The organism is Stenotrophomonas sp. GD03680 (assembly GCF_029844625.1).
In the GTDB taxonomy this organism is placed as follows: domain Bacteria; phylum Pseudomonadota; class Gammaproteobacteria; order Xanthomonadales; family Xanthomonadaceae; genus Stenotrophomonas; species Stenotrophomonas maltophilia_P.
The window spans coordinates 1-16,066 of sequence record NZ_JAOCKC010000016.1 but is presented as its reverse complement, the minus strand read 5'-3'; the positions used below and the strand labels follow the sequence as shown (position 1 = coordinate 16,066).

The 16,066-nt window shown below is 64.6% G+C and carries 13 protein-coding genes; 7 read left to right on the top strand and 6 right to left on the bottom strand.

Going from position 1 to position 16,066, the window contains the following annotated elements:
• Positions 1-32: 32 nt before the first annotated feature.
• The 5 genes from arsD to arsH are packed head-to-tail and all read left to right on the top strand — an operon-like array spanning position 33 to position 4,433.
• A complete protein-coding gene (gene arsD, locus N5J29_RS14740) occupies positions 33-392 on the top strand; it encodes an arsenite efflux transporter metallochaperone ArsD (protein WP_023083123.1) in 360 nt (119 codons plus the stop codon).
• Positions 393-405: 13 nt separating this feature from the next.
• Positions 406-2,172 (top strand): arsenical pump-driving ATPase, encoded by a 1,767-nt coding sequence (gene arsA, locus N5J29_RS14735; protein WP_164150974.1) that lies wholly within the window; start codon positions 406-408, stop codon positions 2,170-2,172.
• Between the two features lie 29 nt (positions 2,173-2,201).
• Positions 2,202-3,281: an ACR3 family arsenite efflux transporter gene (gene arsB, locus N5J29_RS14730; RefSeq protein WP_021204056.1), complete on the top strand. Its 1,080-nt coding sequence runs from the start codon at positions 2,202-2,204 to the stop codon at positions 3,279-3,281.
• Positions 3,282-3,295: 14 nt separating this feature from the next.
• The gene (gene arsC, locus N5J29_RS14725) at positions 3,296-3,718 is read left to right on the top strand and encodes an arsenate reductase (glutaredoxin) (protein WP_023083125.1); all 423 of its coding nucleotides are present in this window, start codon (positions 3,296-3,298) and stop codon (positions 3,716-3,718) included.
• Complete coding sequence (arsH, locus tag N5J29_RS14720) at positions 3,711-4,433, top strand: arsenical resistance protein ArsH (protein WP_031668144.1); 723 nt, start codon at positions 3,711-3,713, stop codon at positions 4,431-4,433. Before arsC ends, arsH begins: the two co-directional genes overlap by 8 nt.
• Positions 4,434-4,474: 41 nt before the next feature.
• Here the strand turns inward: arsH and radC are convergent, their stop codons facing one another.
• The 5 genes from radC to queD all read right to left on the bottom strand — a co-directional run bounded on the left by radC (position 4,475) and on the right by queD (position 8,681).
• A complete protein-coding gene (radC, locus tag N5J29_RS14715; RefSeq protein WP_008643200.1) occupies positions 4,475-4,984 on the bottom strand; it encodes a DNA repair protein RadC in 510 nt (169 codons plus the stop codon).
• 340 nt (positions 4,985-5,324) lie between these two features.
• Positions 5,325-6,389 (bottom strand): PDDEXK nuclease domain-containing protein, encoded by a 1,065-nt coding sequence (locus N5J29_RS14710; protein ID WP_023083127.1) that lies wholly within the window; start codon positions 6,387-6,389, stop codon positions 5,325-5,327.
• Positions 6,386-7,588: a site-specific integrase gene (locus N5J29_RS14705; RefSeq protein ID WP_023083128.1), complete on the bottom strand. Its 1,203-nt coding sequence runs from the start codon at positions 7,586-7,588 to the stop codon at positions 6,386-6,388. The genes N5J29_RS14710 and N5J29_RS14705 overlap by 4 nt, the downstream gene beginning before the upstream one ends.
• Before the next feature lie 261 nt (positions 7,589-7,849).
• Positions 7,850-8,203, bottom strand: coding sequence for a phasin family protein (locus N5J29_RS14700; RefSeq protein ID WP_065175367.1), 354 nt, complete (start codon positions 8,201-8,203; stop codon positions 7,850-7,852).
• Between the two features lie 115 nt (positions 8,204-8,318).
• On the bottom strand, positions 8,319-8,681 hold the full coding sequence (queD, locus tag N5J29_RS14695) for a 6-carboxytetrahydropterin synthase QueD (RefSeq protein WP_053518296.1): 363 nt from the start codon (positions 8,679-8,681) through the stop codon (positions 8,319-8,321).
• Positions 8,682-8,873: 192 nt separating this feature from the next.
• Between queD and N5J29_RS14690 the strand changes: the two genes are divergently transcribed.
• Positions 8,874-11,513 (top strand): TonB-dependent receptor, encoded by a 2,640-nt coding sequence (locus N5J29_RS14690; protein WP_164150972.1) that lies wholly within the window; start codon positions 8,874-8,876, stop codon positions 11,511-11,513.
• 73 nt (positions 11,514-11,586) lie between these two features.
• Positions 11,587-14,181: a M14 family zinc carboxypeptidase gene (locus N5J29_RS14685; protein WP_164150970.1), complete on the top strand. Its 2,595-nt coding sequence runs from the start codon at positions 11,587-11,589 to the stop codon at positions 14,179-14,181.
• A 114-nt stretch (positions 14,182-14,295) separates the two neighbouring features.
• On the opposite strand, the gene N5J29_RS14680 is transcribed toward N5J29_RS14685, so the two are convergent.
• Positions 14,296-15,708: a DEAD/DEAH box helicase gene (locus N5J29_RS14680; protein WP_065175363.1), complete on the bottom strand. Its 1,413-nt coding sequence runs from the start codon at positions 15,706-15,708 to the stop codon at positions 14,296-14,298.
• Positions 15,709-16,066: the final 358 nt, after the last annotated feature.

Below are 16,066 nucleotides of genomic sequence, written 5' to 3'. Positions count from 1 at the left end.
TTTCATCAACAACCAATTTGAAAGGACACCCCATGCCAAACATCCAGATTTTCGACCCGGCGCTGTGTTGCAGCACCGGCGTATGTGGCGTTGAAGTGGATCAAAACTTGGTGAACTTCGCCGCCGATGTGGATTGGGCCAAGCAACACGGTGCTCAGGTCGAACGCTTCAACCTGGCACAGCAACCCCTCGCTTTCGCCGAAAACCCGACAGTGAAAGGCTTTTTACAACGCTCGGGCCAAGAGGCGCTGCCCCTGGTTCTGGTCGATGGTGAGGTGGCCTTGGCCGGTCGCTACCCCAGCCGAAGCGAATTGACCCGCTGGGCTGGCATCGAGGCGCCCGAAGCCTCGCCAGCCCAAAACGCCTGCTGCTCTGGCGGCCGCTGCTGCTGAACAAGGAGATCCCATGCACTTCCTGACCCAGCCGCCTCGCTTCCTGTTTTTCACCGGCAAAGGGGGCGTCGGCAAGACCTCCATCGCCTGCGCAACGGCCGTGCAACTGGCGACCCAGGGCAAGCGTGTGCTGCTCGTCAGTACCGACCCGGCTTCCAACGTGGGGCAGGTTTTCGGCGAACGCATCGGAAACCACATCACGACGATTGCCGCCGTGCCGAATCTATGGGCACTGGAAATCGACCCGCAGGCAGCCGCGCAAGCGTACCGTGACCGCATAGTCGGCCCAGTGCGAGGCGTGTTGCCCGATGCGGTAGTGGATGGCATCGAAGAATCCCTGTCGGGTGCCTGCACCACGGAAATCGCCGCCTTCGATGAGTTCACGGCCCTGCTGACCGATGCGGCGCTGACGCAGGATTACGCGCACATCATTTTCGACACAGCCCCTACCGGCCACACCATCCGCCTGCTGCAACTGCCGGGCGCATGGAGTGGCTTTCTGGAAGCAGGCAAAGGCGATGCGTCGTGCCTGGGGCCGCTGGCGGGCCTGGAAAAACAGCGCAGTCAGTACAAGGCTGCGGTAGAGGCGTTGGCTGATCCCTTGCGTACTCGCCTCGTGCTGGTTGCCCGTGCGCAGCGCCCCACGCTGCGCGAGGCGGCCCGCACCCATGAAGAACTGGCCGCTATCGGCCTGTCACAGCAACACCTGGTCATCAACGGCGTATTTCCTGCCAGCGAGGCCGAAACCGATACGCTTGCCGCTGCCATCTACGAAAAAGAGCAGGCTACGCTGGCCGCCATTCCGTCTGTCCTCCAGGCGTTGCCTCGGGATCAGATCGCGCTCAAGCCGTTCAACCTCGTGGGCCTCGACGCTCTGCGCCACCTGCTGGTCGATACCGACGCCACGTATGGCGCCGATGCCATCGAGCTGCCCGACCAGATCAATGCACCGGACTTGTCCGCCCTGGTCGATGAAGTCGCTGCCGATGGGCACGGTCTGGTCATGGTGATGGGCAAAGGCGGCGTGGGCAAGACCACGCTGGCCGCCGCCATTGCCGTGGAGCTGGCGGGCCGGGGCCTGCCCGTGCATCTCACTACCTCCGACCCGGCTGCACATCTGGCCGACACGCTGGAAGGTTCGCTTCCCAATCTGGCTCTCAGCCGCATTGACCCCCAGGAAGCCACGGCACGCTATCGCCAGCATGTGATGGACACCAAGGGCGTGCAGCTCGATGCCGAAGGCCGCGCCTTGCTGGAAGAAGACCTGCGCTCGCCCTGCACCGAGGAAATCGCGGTGTTCCAGGCATTCTCCCGTGCCATCCGTGAAGAGGGCAGAAAGTTCGTGGTGATGGACACCGCGCCCACGGGCCACACCTTGCTGCTGCTCGACGCCACCGGCGCATACCACCGCGACATCGCCCGGCAGATGGGTGAGACGGGCGTTCACTTCACGACGCCGATGATGCAGTTGCAAGACCCGAAGCAGACCAAGGTGCTCATTGTCACCCTGGCCGAAACCACGCCCGTGCTGGAAGCGGCCAACCTGCAAGACGACCTGCGCCGCGCGGGCATCGAGCCGTGGGCCTGGATCGTTAACAACAGCGTGGCGGCCGCACATCCGCATTCCCCGCTGCTGCGCCAGCGTGCACGCAACGAGTTGCGGGAAATCGACGCCGTGGCCACACAACATGCCCGACGCCATGCTGTCGTGCCGCTTCTGACCGAAGAGCCGGTGGGAGTGGAGCGTCTGCGGGCTTTGGCAAACAGGAAAACCTCATGAATCACGACAGCCCCCAAAGCGGGCATTCGATGCTGAACACGCCATCGCGCCTGTCCTTCCTGGATCGCTATCTCACCGTCTGGATTTTCGCCGCGATGGCGCTGGGTGTTGCATTGGGCACGTTCTTCGACGGCTTGCCCGATGCGCTCAATGCGCTCTCGATCGGCACGACCAACGTCCCGATCGCCATCGGCCTGATCCTGATGATGTACCCGCCGCTGGCCAAGGTGCGCTACGAGACGCTACACGAGGTCTTCGCCGACCGGCGCGTGCTGCTGCTGTCACTGGTGCAGAACTGGATCATCGGGCCGGTGCTGATGTTCGTGCTGGCGGTGATTTTCCTACGCGACCAGCCGGAATACATGACCGGCCTGATCCTGATTGGACTGGCACGCTGCATTGCTATGGTGCTTGTGTGGAACCAGTTGGCGCGTGGTGATAACCAGTACGTCGCGGGCCTGGTCGCCTTCAATTCGATCTTCCAGATCCTGTTCTTCTCGACCTATGCCTGGTTCTTCCTTTCGGTGCTGCCGCCTGTGTTCGGCCTGCAAGGCAGCGTCATCGACGTGGGCTTTTGGACGATCACCGAGGCGGTACTGATTTACCTGGGCATCCCGTTCCTGGCCGGCTACCTGACCCGGCGCTCGCTGATTCGACGCAAGGGCCAGGACTGGTACGAGCGTGCATTCCTGCCGCGGATCAGTCCCATCACGCTGGCGGCGCTACTGTTCACCATCGTGGCCATGTTTAGCCTCAAAGGTGCCGACGTGGTGCGCCTGCCGATGGACGCGCTAAAGATTGCCGTGCCGCTGACACTCTACTTCGTGATCCAGTTCCTCATCAGTTTCTTCATGGGCCGGCTGATCCAAGCCGACTACCCACGCACCACCGCCATCGCCTTCACTGCCGCAGGCAACAACTTCGAGTTGGCCATCGCCGTGGCTATCGCGTCGTTCGGCCTGGCTTCGCCTGTCGCCTTCACCACGGTGATCGGGCCGCTGGTGGAAGTGCCGGTGCTCATCCTGCTGGTGCATGTCGCCTTGCGGTTGGGCCGCCGGTGGCGGCTCAAGGGCGCCAGCATGTATTCCGCCAACCCCACGAATCCCTGAACCGAGGCAATGGCATGAGCCAGATCACCATCTATCACAACCCCGACTGCGGTACGTCGCGCAACGTGCTGGGCTTGATTCGCAACAGCGGCGAAGAGCCGACCATTATCGAATACTTGAAAACACCGCCCGACCGCGAGACGCTGAAAACGCTGATCGCCGCGATGGGCGTGCCAGTGCGTGCGGTGCTGCGCGAGAAAGGCACACCTTATGCGGAATTGGGCCTGGATGATTCCAAATGGAGCGACGAACATTTAATCGACTTCATGCTCCAGCACCCCATCCTCATCAACCGCCCCATCGTGGTCACGCCGTTGGGCACACTGCTGTGCAGACCTTCGGAAGCGGTGCTGGGCATCCTGCCCCAGCCGCAGCGCGGTGCATTCAGCAAGGAAGACGGCGAAGCCGTCGTGAATGCGGAAGGCCGCCGTGTCTGAATCCAGAATCGACCTACCCAATATCGACACCGCGCTGTTCCAGCAACCCGATGCCCAGCGGTTGATGGCACCCGAGCGTGCCACCCACGCGCCGCGCTTCCTGCTGCTTTACGGCTCGCTGCGCGAACGCTCGTTCAGCCGCCTGGCTGCCGAAGAAGCGGCACGCATCCTGAGCGCGCTCGGCGGTGAGACACGGATGTTCAACCCCTCGGGCCTGCCGCTGGTGGATGACGCGCCTCACGATCACCCAAAGGTCAGGGAACTGCACGAACTGGTGCAATGGGCCGAAAGCATGGTGTGGAGTTCGCCCGAGCGCCACGGTGCCATGACCGGCTTGATGAAGACCCAAATCGACTGGATTCCTCTGTCGGTCGGCGCGGTGCGCCCGACACAGGGCAAGACGTTGGCGGTGATGCAGGTGTCGGGTGGATCGCAGTCCTTCAACGCCGTTAACCAGATGCGCGTGTTGGGCCGCTGGATGCGGATGCTGACCGTCCCAAACCAGTCTTCGGTCGCCAAGGCATACCAGGAGTTCGATGAAGCGGGACGCATGAAGCCCTCGGCCTATTACGACCGCATCGTGGATGTGATGGAAGAGCTGATGAAGTTCACGCTGCTCACGCGCGACGTGGCGCCATATCTGGTAGATCGCTACAGCGAACGCAAGGAAAGCGCCGAAGCCCTGAGCCGGCGCGTCAATCAAGCAGCGATCTGAGAGCCGCCATCGCAGCAAAAAGGGGGCCGAAGCCCCCTCGGTCAAATCAGACCGCGTTCGGCGAAGGATATGGTGCTGCCACCCGCCACGATGATGTGATCCAGCGTGCGGACATCCACCAGCGCCAGCGCCTCCCTGAGCCGCTGGGTCAGTACCTTGTCGGCGCCGCTCGGTTCGGGGTTGCCGCTCGGATGGTTGTGCGAAACGATGACCGCTGCCGCATTGAGCCGCAGCGCCTCCTTGACCAGCTCGCGTGGATACACCGATGCACTGTCGATGGTGCCTCGGAAAAGCTCGCTGTATTCGATCAGGCGATGCTGCGTATCCAAGAACAGCACAGCGAAGACTTCATGCTCGAAACCAGCCAACTTGGCGCTCAGGTACTCCTTGACCGCCACCGGCGAACTGAACGACGCACCGCGCTGCATCTTGTACTCGATGGCCTGGCGTGCGGCCTCCAGAATTTGGTCGGCCGTCGCCAGCAGGTAGCGGCCCTGTGCATCGCGCACCATCAGCGAGGCATCGAACGAGGAAAAGGACAGTTGCGACATGATCGTGCTCCGGTTGCTCGGGCGGAATTGCCCGGAACCGTGGCCAGCACGGCGCAGCGCAAGCAGTCAGGGGTCGCAGACGGCCGCCAGGACGCAAGCGTGCATGGCACGCGCCGCCCTTGACGGCGAGAACGCCGTGATACGGTGAAGGGAACAGCAAGACCGCCCACACCCGCCCACTGCACACAGTCGGCTTTTGGGGCAAGCGGAGCACGCAGGCCCGAGAGGGCCGGAGGCGTCAGGGGTCAAAGCCGGATGGCCGCGATTCGGCACGAAGCGCGGGGCGCAGCCCGTGAACCCGACGGCGGCACGCCGGGACGCCCGACTGCTTGGGACAGGACTACTCGTTGTCGGTCTTGCGCTGCTCGATCTGCAACTGCGCCCGCTGCGTTGCCTGTTGCAGCCGCTCCACCAGCACGCCCCTCGGCGGCAAGGCGGTCAGATACTCGGCAACGTGGATGCCCGACTTGTCCAGCTCCAGCAATTCGATCTGCTCGCGCTTTTTGCCGGTGCAAAGGATGATTCCCAGCGGCGAGGCTTCCTCCGGCTCCCGTTCGTGCTTGTCCAGCCAGCGAAGGTATAGCTCCATCTGACCCTTGAAAGCCGCCTTGAACTCGCCGACCTTCAACTCCACTGCCACCAGCCGCCGCAGTTTGCGGTTGTAGAACAGCAAGTCAAGGTGGAAATCTTCGCCGTCAATTTGGATGCGCTTCTGCCGGGCAACGAAGCTGAAACCTGCGCCCAGCTCCAACAGGAAGGATTCCATTTCGCGGATGATCGCCGCCTCCAAGTCGCCTTCCTGCCATGTGTCCCGCAGTCCCAGGAAGTCGAGGATGTACGGGTCACGCATGACCAGGGCGGGCGACATGCGCTGCGCATCGCGCATCGTCGCCAGCTCCTGCGCGATCGTCTCGCCCGGCTTTTGGGACAGTACCGTGCGCTCGTACAGCATCGAGTCGATGCGCTCGCGCAGCGTCCGCACGCTCCAGCGTTCGGCGCTCGCCATCTGCGCGTAGTAGTCCCGCTGGAGTGGGTCTTTCAGCGGGATCAGGGCGATGAAGTGCGTCCAGCTCAATTCTCGTATCAGTGATACGAGAATCTTCTCGTCGGGGAAGGTGGCCGCGAACTGCACCATACGGCGCAGGTTCTGCTCGGCAAAGCTGCTGCCGTACTCCTTCACCAACTGCGCCGCCAGGGTAGGCAGGACTTCCTTGCCATAAGCGCCCCGGCGCCCGTCCAAGACCTGCGTGTGGATGCGCTGGCCGATGCGCCAGTAGAGCATCGTCAGCTCGCTATTCACCGTCGAGGCGGCGTGCTTACGCGCCGCCTCGATCAGTGCCCGAATGTCGCCCAGCAGCGCCGACGGCGCTACGGGCGATACCACAGATGACCGGCGCCTGGTCATGCTGTCGCCTCCGCAGGAGGCTGCTTGGCGCCGGTAATCGCCTTGCGCCGGTTCGCCACCAGTTCGGCCGCCTCGCGCACTGGATCGTCCTCGGTGTGGACATAGCGCATGAACATCACGACGGTCTTGTGCGCCGTCAGCGCCATGCCGACCTTGACCGGGATACCTGAATTGGCAATGTCGGTAGCAGAGCGATGGCGGATGCCATGCGTCCCCACGTGCGTCGCGCCCGCCGCCTTGAGCACGCGGCACCAGCCGCCGTAATATTCGCCTGTGGTCAGGTGCTGCGCCGGATGGCGTGGCGACGGCAGCACATAGGGATTGCCTTCCTGTCTCGGTGCCGTCGAAAGCAGCCGGTAGGCTTCCTCGCTCATGGGCTTGGACATGCCGCCGGTCTTGCTGTCAGGCCAGACGACGCGCCGATTCTCCAGATCGACCCATTCCCATTCGAGCGTGACGATTTCGGAGCGGCGGGCGGCGAACTCGAATTGCAGGCGAATCGCCAGAGGGATGACGTAGTTCTCAAGCCCTTCGACCTCGATCTTGTCGAGCTGCCGGAACAGCTTGCCCATGTCGTCGTCGCTGATGAGATGGGTGGACTTGCCGGCAGGGAACATCGGGACATGGCGGCAAGGATTGGTGCCGTCTGGCCGATAGCCCCACACCTCCGCCATGTTGAACATCTTGCGCAGGATGCTGAACGCCTTGTTCGCCTCGGTCTGCTTGTATGAAAGCTTCTCCATCAGCCCGGCAACGTCCGGCCGCTTCACGTCGTGAACCTTCTTGCGGCCCAGCAGCGGGATGATGCAGCGGTCGATGACGCCTTGATAGCCGACTCGGGTGCTGGGCTTGTTGCGCTTCTTGGAGTAGTCCTCCATGAACCTCTTGCACAACTCCTCAACGGTGGGTGCCTGGCGTGCCTCGGCCTTGTCCGCTGCCGGATCGCCGCCCCGGCGCACCTGGGCCAGCCATTCCTGCGCCAGCGAGCGGGCCTGTTCAACGGTCAGCTCGCCGAACAGGCCCAGGGCCGGCTTGCGTCGCTCGCCGGCGTTCGTTCGGTACTGGAGCATGAACACCTTGCGACCGACCGGCGTAATCTTGCACAGGAAGCCGGGAACAAGGGTGTCGCGCAGCTCGATGGCTTGCGCTTGGGGTTGTGCCGCATCTACTGCGGACTTGGTGAGCTTGATCTTAGCCATGATGACTCCTCGGAAAGACCCGATTCCCAGGAGCCTCGTAGGAGCCAGTAGAAGGGAAGCCGGGTCAAGTTTCAGAAAGCACCGGCATATCTTGAACTCGCCTAAGTCATTGATAAACCTGCTGTATATGGCTGTGGCGTAGTCCAGCAAAGTGCGGTACTGGAGTCATCCTGAAATAAAAAAAGACCCGGCAGAGGGAGGGATCTGCCGGGTCCGGATTGCATGGGGGGAGGGACCCATGCAATGAGCGAAAGCGTCGCGTCAGGGCGTGTGGCCGGTCGCGTCCGCTGTTGATTCGTTGTAGCCCTGCACCAGCTCGGACCAGGAGCGTCCAGCCAGCAGGCCAAGACCGACCACGTCCTGCTGGGCCTGCCCAAACCGCTGCAGGTTGTCCTGCCACAGCTGAGCGCCCTGCGACAGCAATCCGGCCGGATCTTCGCTTCGTGCCAGCTCGCCGAGCCAGCCGCCCGTCGCGGTCAGGTTGCGTTCCAGTGCCTTCAGCTGCACGCCGAACATGCTTTCAGCGTTCTCCAGCGCCAACCGGTTCGCGCGCGTTGCGGCGGCGGCCAGCTGGCGGGTGGCATCACTGAAGCGATCGCTGAAGGCGGCGGTCATGGGCGTCAGGAAAGGACTTGATGCATTGCAGCATACGCCGATGATGCCGCATTGCAACAAAAATCATAAAGGCGCCCAAGGCGCCTTTAGAAATCTTTAGATATCAATGAGTTGTTCAGGTGCCGGGGCCCCGGTACCGGCAGCCGGAGGTGCAGGTCTCGTGGACCGTGATCTCGCTCAGCGCCGGCAGGGCGGGCTTGAGTTCGTTCCAGATCCACACCGCCAGGTTCTCGCTGGTCGGGTTTTCCAGGCCGGGGATGTCATTGAGGTAGTGGTGGTCCAGGCGTTCGTAGATCGGCTGGAAGGCCGCCTTCACGTCCCCGAAATCCATGATCCAGCCGGTCTGCGCGCCGGGTTCGCCCTCGACCTTCAGTTCCACCCGGAAGGAGTGGCCATGCAGGCGCGCGCACTTGTGCCCCGGCGGTACGTTCGGGAGGCGGTGGGCCGCCTCAAGCATGAAGACTTTGAAGATTTCCATGAGCGGATTGTACGCCGCTGCTGTCGCATCCGACCGGGATCGCGCCGGCCCGAAGCGGAGTGACTATTTCCATCCGGATGAAGAGATGTTAGCTTCTCTTATATCCGTATGAAGAGATGTTATTGGTCGGACCCCGGCCAGTCATGGATTACTGCGGAACTTCGTCGCCCTACCACCACCCCACACATCGTCATGCCCCAGCACACCCTGCTCGTGGCGGCCCTGGCCGCCGCTCTGGCCGCGCCATTGTCCGCCGCCGCCGAAACCACCGCTGCCGCCAGTGGCGAAGCCAGTACCCTGGCCGCCGTCCGCGTCACCGGTTCCAACATCAAGCGCGCCGATACCGAGGCGTCCAATCCGGTGCAGGTAATCGGCCGCCAGCAGCTGGAACAGACCGGCAAGGCCACCGTCGCCGATGTGCTGCGCTCGATCTCCGCCAACACCGGCAATGCCAACAACGAGACCACCAACAACGGCTGGGCCTCCGGCTCGGCCAGCATCGGCCTGCGCGGCCTGTCACCGAAGAACACGCTGGTGCTGCTCAACGGCCGTCGCGTGGCGAACTACGGCTTCCCGGCCGGTGGCCTGTCCGATACCTTCGTCGACCTCAATGCCCTGCCGCTGGTTGCGGTCGAGCGCATCGAAGTGCTCAAGGATGGTGCTTCGGCCGTGTATGGCTCCGATGCCGTGGCCGGCGTGGTCAACATCATCACCCGCCAGAACTTCGAAGGTGCCGAGATCGGTGGCAGCTTCGGAGGCGCCGACCAAGGGGGCCTGCGCGAGCAGAACCTGAAGTTCGTGGGTGGCCTCGGTGATCTGGACAGCGATGGCTACAACATCCTGTTCAGTCTGCAGGGCTACAACCGCGACCGCCTGGACCAGGACGAGCGCGATCTGACCAAGAGCGGCATCTACACCGACCTGCCGGGCGGGCGCTGGAACGGCTGGTCGGCCAAGGGTGCGCGCTATCTGATCAATGGCGTGTCGGTGCCGATGCTCGACGCCAGCGGCAACTGCCCCACCGGGACCACGCGCGTCGCGAGCGCTCCGATCGACGGCCTGGCTGGCGACACCTGCGGCTTCAACCAAGCGCCGTACACCACGCTGATTCCATCCACGAAGCGCTACCAGGCCTATGCCAACGGCACCTTCCGCCTGGGCGACAACGTCGAAGCGTTCGGTGAAGTGCTGTACAGCCAGATCAAGAGCGCGGCCTGGTTCGGCAGCAGCCCGTTCTTCACGCTGGAAAGCGGCCGCTTCGCCCTGAATGCCGAGACCGGCCTGGCCGAGCCGGTGTCGTCGCAGCTGCCGGCGGGCAATCCGTACAATCCCTACGGGCGTGCCGTGCCGATCGAGTACACGTTCTTCGATCTCGGCGGCACCATCAAGACCAACCGCTCCACCGCCTATCGCGGCGTGTTCGGCCTGCGCGGCACCACCGCCAACTGGGACTGGGAAGTGGCGGCGTTCGGTGCGCGCAGCAGCGAGCGTGAGACCGTCTCGGGCGGCTTCGCCAACCGCTGGGCGCTGGCCGATGCGCTGGCCAGCGGCAGCTACAATCTGCTCGACCCGGCGGCCACCCCGCAGTCGGTGCGTGATGCGATCAACATCGCTACGCTGCGTCCGGCCGAATCGAAGCTGCAGGGTGTCGATGCGAAGATCTCGGGCAGCCTGGGCCGCACCTGGGCCGGTGACATCGGCTTTGCCGCTGGCGCCGAGTGGCGCCGCGAGAAGCTCGATTCGAACAACCCCTGGCAGATCGATGCCGGCCTGCAGGTGCGTCCGGCCATCGCCGAGGTGCACGGCGAGCGCCAAGTCAGCGCTGCGTACGCGGAAGTGAACGTGCCGCTGGCCTCGACCCTGGAACTGTCCGCCGCTGCGCGTGCCGATCACTACGATGACTTCGGCGATGCGTTCTCGCCGAAGCTCGGACTGCGCTGGCAACCGCTGGACTTCCTGCTGGTGCGCGCGTCGGCCTCGAAGGGCTTCCGTGCGCCCTCGCTGTCGGAGAACTCCAACAGCACCAGCATCTCCTACGGCAGCGTGGTCGATCCGCGCGACCCGGATGTGCCGGGCTCGCGGCAGAGCCCGACGTTCTTCACCGTGGGCAACAGTGACCTGAAGCCGGAGCGCACCAGGAGCGTGAACTTCGGCGTGGTGCTGTCACCGTGGGCGAACACCAATCTGAGTGTCGACTACTACCGTATCCAGCTCGACAACCTGGTCGGCACCAACAACACGCAGACTCTGATCAACGACAACGTTGCCGGTGCCGTGCAGCGCGATGAGCGCGGCAAGCTGCAGGCCGTCTACAACCGCTACCAGAACCTGAGCGAGCTGAAGACATCGGGCATCGACGTGGAACTGCGCCAGCGCATTCCGACGGCGCGCCTGGGAGATTTCACCCTGTCTTCGGCCTACACCCACGTCCGTGACTACCGCCGTCCCACCGTGGTCGGTGGGCCCCTGGTCGACTACGCCGGCAGCAACCTCGGCGCCACCCTGCCCAAGGACAAGGCCACCACCACGCTGGACTGGAAGTACGGCGACTTCAACGCGGCGGTGACCTGGTACTACACCAGCAGCTATCGGCAGGAAGCCAGTACCGCCGCCAAGGCCGTGCAGCAGCGTGTCGGCAGCTACAGCCAGTACGACCTGTACCTGGGGTACACCGGCATCGACAGCCTGACCCTGTACGCCAAGGTGCAGAACCTGGGTGACAAGACGCCGCCCTACGATGCGTCGTTCCCGGGCATCCGTGCGCCGTATGACTTCACCCAGTACGACCTGCGGGGTCGCTACTTCACGCTGGGCTTCGACTACCGCTTCTGATCCACCGCCGTGGCCGGTCACCTGCCGTGACCGGCCACGTTGCCCTCTGCCGTCCTGTTTCCGGGGAGTCACCGTGTCCTTCCACCGCCGTGCCGTTCTTCCGTTGCTGATCGCCGCTGCCAGCGCAGTGTTCCCCGCGTTGTCCGCGCAGGCGCAGAGCGCCTATTTCTTCCCGCAGGCCAGCGAGGCCGGCGCGTTCGACAGCGCCATTCCCACGCCGGAGCAGTTCCTCGGCTATCCGATCGGCAGCCGCTACACCCGCCACGACCAGTTGGTCGCCTATTTCGAGGAACTGGCCAGGCATTCGGACAGGATCCGCGTCCAGCACATTGGACGCAGCTATGAAGGCCGCCCCCTGCTGATTGCCACCATCACCGCGGCCAGCAACCAGGCGCGGTTGGAACAGATCCGCCAGCAGCACGCGACCCTGGTCGATCCGGCACAACCGCGCAGCGCAGCCGGTGACAGCCCGGTGGTGGTCTGGCTGGGCTACAGTGTGCACGGCAATGAAACCTCCAGCGGCGAAGCGGCGATGCTCACCGCGTATTACCTGGTGGCAAATCGCAGCAGTGAAACCCAGCAATGGCTGCAGCAGGCGGTGGTGCTGTTCGACCCGGCGCAGAATCCGGACGGACGCGACCGTGCCGCCAACTGGCACAACGCCTGGGCATCGGACCCGGCCTCGGCCGATCCGGCTGACAAGGAGCATGTCGAGCCGTTCCCGCAGGGCCGTACCAACCATTACTTCACCGATCTCAACCGCGACTGGCTGGCGCTGACCCAGCAGGATTCGCGGCCAAAGGTGGCCGCCTTCCACCAGTGGTACCCGAACGTGCAGATCGACTTCCACGAGATGGGCAAGGACAGCACGTACTACTTCGAGCCTTCGCCGAAGAGCATGCACAGCCCGTTGATCCCGGCTGCCTCCTACGAGTTCAACAGGACGCTGGCCACGTACCACGCACAGGCGCTGGACGCACTGGGGTCGCTGTACTACACGGGGGAGAACTTCGACAACTTCTCGCCGGTGTATGGCTCGACCTATCCGGACTTCCATGGCGCGGTCGGTGTCACCGTCGAGCAGGCCAGTTCGCGGGGACGGGTGCAGGAGTCGGTGAACGGGCTGCTGACCTTCCCGTTCACCATCCGCAACCAGGTCGCCACCGGCCTGGGCACGGTGCGCGGTGCGGTGGCCGAGCGCAGTGGCCTGTTCGACCTGCAGAAGACCTTCTTCCAGAGCGCATTGAAGCAGGCCGCGCAGCAGCCGCAGAAGAGCTTCGTGTTCGGCGACGCGCATGATCCGGCGTTGACCCGGCGCCTGCTTGAACTGCTGCTCCTGCACCGGATCGAGGTACGCGCGCTGGACCGGGATGTCACCGTCGAGGGGAAGCGCTTCCAGGCAGGCAGTGCCTATGTCGTGCCCGTGCAGCAGGCGCAGTTCCGCCTGGTGCACTCGATCTTCGCCGAGACGCCACCGATCAAGGGCGACGTGTTCTATGGCAGCACCAGCTACGCTATTGCGCCAGCCTACGGCGTGGCCTTCGCCGGCAGCCGCAGCCGCATCGACGGCGGTGCACAGGTGAGCGAGCTGCCACCACTGCAGGGCGCGGTCGTCGGCGGCCAGGCGGGGTTCGCCTATGCCATCGACTGGCGTGACTACAACGCCAGCCGTGCGCTGGCCGAGCTGCAGGGCAGGGGACTGGCCGCCCGCGCTGCATTCCAGCCGTTCACCGCCGGAACCGCACAGGGCGATGTGGCTTTCGCGGCCGGCAGCATCGTCGTTCCGGTCGCCGGCCAGCCACTGCAGGGGGCGGCCCTGCTCGACGCGGTGGCCGCGGCGGCACGTGCTTCAGGCGTACAGGTGCATGCGTTGTCGAGTGGCCGCAGCCGCGAGGGCATCGATCTCGGCAGCGATGGCGTGAAGGCACTGCGCAAGCCGGCCGTGGCACTGGTGATGGGCGAAGGCGTGGCGGCCACCGAGATCGGATCGGCCTGGTTCCTGCTGGACCAGCACCTGCACCTGCCGGCCAGCAAGCTGGATCCGCAGCAGCTGGGCAAGGTTCCGCTGGATCGCTACACCACCCTCGTGTTGTCCGGTGGCACCTACAACAGTGTCGATGCGACTGCCGTGGCCGCACTGAAGCGCTGGGTGCAGGCCGGCGGCTCGCTGGTGACCTATGGCAGCGCGTCGAAGTGGGCGATCGAACAGAAGCTCGCCGATGGCGAGAAGACCGGCAAGGACGAAGAGGCCGGCGACGAAAACCGTCGCGCCTTCGGTGACCAGCGCGATATCGCCGCGATCGAGCGGGTGAGCGGCAACATCCTCAGCGCCGATGTCGATACCAGCCATCCCCTGGCGTTCGGCGTGCCGGGCCGGCAGCTGGCGGTGAACAAGGAAAACAGCGTGACGCTGCAGCCGAGTGCGAATCCGTTCTCGACGGTGGTGCGCATCGACGCGTCACCACGGGTCAACGGTTACCTGTCCGAGCGCAATCGTGCGCGGGTGGCAGGCAGTGCGTGGCTGCTGGTGTCGGCCCAGGGAAAGGGCAACGTGGTGCTGTTCGCCGATGATCCGGCACACCGCAAGTACTGGCATGGCACGGATCGACTGCTGATCAATGCGATCTTCTTCGGGAATCTGGCGAATCCGGCGAAAGCACGCGGGTGAGGCGTCTGGCGCCTTGATTGATGCGCGGGCAACAAAAAAGGGACGGCGCGCCAGCGCCGTCCCCGATGTAAGGCCTCCCGCGCAGCGGGACGCCCTCATTCCTGTCAGTCAGGATCAGCCGGCGCGACCGCCGCCGCCCTGGCCGCGGCCACGACCACCGCCGTTGCCGCCTCCGCCACGACGCTGGCCCTGACCAGCGCCGGCACGCTGCTGGCCGTTGCCACCACCCTCACGACGGCCACCACCGGCCTTCTTCGGGCCGGCGTGGGCATGGCGCGGCGCATCGCCGTGCGGACGTCGCGCGTGGCTCTTGCGCGGGGCGCGCTCGCCGGTGTCGTGCTCGGCCTTGCCCGGTGCACTGTTGCCCCAGCGGATCGGCACCTGCAGCTCGAAGCCCGGCACATCGCGGATGTCCATGTCGCGTCCGAGCAGGCGCACGATTGCGCGCAGCAGCTTGACCTCGTCCTGCGCCACCAGCGAGATCGCCTGGCCGGTGGAGCCGTTGCGGCCGGTGCGGCCGATGCGGTGCACGTAATCCTCGGCGACCATCGGCAGGTCGAAGTTGATCACCTTCGGCAGCTCGTTGATGTCGATGCCTCGCGCCGCGATGTCGGTGGCCACCAGCACGGTCACGCGACCGGCCTTGAAGTCACCCAGCGCACGCAGGCGCTGGCCCTGGCTCTTGTTGCCATGGATCGCCGCGGTCTTGATGCCCGACTTCTCCAGGAACGCGGCCAGCTTGTCGCTGCCGTGCTTGGTCCGGGCGAACACCAGGGTCTGCTCACGGCTGTCCTGTGCCAGCAGGTGCAGCAGCAGGTCGCGCTTGCGGCCGGCGTCGACCGGATGCACGCGATGGGTGATGGTCTCGGCCACGGTGTTCTTCGGCGTCACCTGGATCTGTTCCGGGTTGCGCATGAACTCCAGCGCCAGCTGGCGGATGTTGTCCTCGAACGTGGCCGAGAACAGCAGGGTCTGACGGTTCTGCTTGGGCAGCTTGGCCAGGATGCGCTTGATCGACGGCAGGAAGCCCATGTCCAGCATGCGGTCGGCTTCGTCCAGCACCAGCAGTTCGATGCCGGACAGGTCGATGCTGCGACGCTCCAGGTGATCGATCAGGCGGCCCGGGCAGGCCACCAGCAGGTCCACGCCACGGCGCAGGATGTCCAGCTGGTTGCCCATGCCGACGCCGCCGTAGATGCAGGCGCTGGGGATGCGCAGATACTTGCTGTAGCCGCGCAGGCTGTCATGCACCTGGGTGGCCAGCTCGCGGGTCGGGGCCAGGATCAGCGCGCGCGGCTTGCGCGGGCCACCGCCACGCACTTCCTGCGGCGCGGTGCCCAGATGCTGCAGCAGCGGCAGGCCGAAGGCTGCGGTCTTGCCGGTGCCGGTCTGTGCGCCGGCCAGCAGGTCGCGACCGGCCAGCGCCAGCGGGATCGCCTGCTGCTGGATCGGGGTCGGGTTTTCGTAGCCCTGCTCGGCAAGCGCACGCAGCAGGAAGGGCGCCAGGCCCAGCGATTCAAAAGACATCGAGTGTGCTCCAAGTACAAGAAACGCCTGTCCGAATGGACAGACGGGGGCAGATCAAACTGATCGGCTGACTCGGAGCGTTCCCGTGAACCGCGCTGCGAGAATTGGGTGCAGCCGGCACGAAGCGCAGGCTGGAATGCGTGACGAACGGCGTCGGAGTGGGGGCGGGCGAAGAGGGCGGACCCTGGTCGCCGGCGATCCCGGAGGGAAACGGACGGCCGCTGCAGACTCCGCAAGTCTAAACGATGTTTGAGACTTCACGCAAAAAGGCCTGTTCAGGTAAGGGTTCTCTCTGCAGGGCTGCGCCCTGCACCCGCAGAGGCCGAAGCCACGTCAACGTCAACGTCAAAAGCGGGCT

What these genes read in the sequence shown, in the direction of transcription:
- arsC (WP_023083125.1), top strand. Translation starts at nt 3,296, where the DNA reads ATGAGCCAGATCACCATCTATCACAACCCCGACTGCGGTACGTCGCGC.
- arsD (WP_023083123.1), top strand. Translation starts at nt 33, where the DNA reads ATGCCAAACATCCAGATTTTCGACCCGGCGCTGTGTTGCAGCACCGGC.
- N5J29_RS14680 (WP_065175363.1), bottom strand. Translation starts at nt 15,708, where the DNA reads ATGTCTTTTGAATCGCTGGGCCTGGCGCCCTTCCTGCTGCGTGCGCTT.
- queD (WP_053518296.1), bottom strand. Translation starts at nt 8,681, where the DNA reads ATGGAAATCTTCAAAGTCTTCATGCTTGAGGCGGCCCACCGCCTCCCG.
- N5J29_RS14705 (WP_023083128.1), bottom strand. Translation starts at nt 7,588, where the DNA reads ATGGCTAAGATCAAGCTCACCAAGTCCGCAGTAGATGCGGCACAACCC.
- N5J29_RS14700 (WP_065175367.1), bottom strand. Translation starts at nt 8,203, where the DNA reads ATGACCGCCGCCTTCAGCGATCGCTTCAGTGATGCCACCCGCCAGCTG.
- N5J29_RS14710 (WP_023083127.1), bottom strand. Translation starts at nt 6,389, where the DNA reads ATGACCAGGCGCCGGTCATCTGTGGTATCGCCCGTAGCGCCGTCGGCG.
- radC (WP_008643200.1), bottom strand. Translation starts at nt 4,984, where the DNA reads ATGTCGCAACTGTCCTTTTCCTCGTTCGATGCCTCGCTGATGGTGCGC.
- arsA (WP_164150974.1), top strand. Translation starts at nt 406, where the DNA reads ATGCACTTCCTGACCCAGCCGCCTCGCTTCCTGTTTTTCACCGGCAAA.
- N5J29_RS14690 (WP_164150972.1), top strand. Translation starts at nt 8,874, where the DNA reads ATGCCCCAGCACACCCTGCTCGTGGCGGCCCTGGCCGCCGCTCTGGCC.
- arsB (WP_021204056.1), top strand. Translation starts at nt 2,202, where the DNA reads ATGCTGAACACGCCATCGCGCCTGTCCTTCCTGGATCGCTATCTCACC.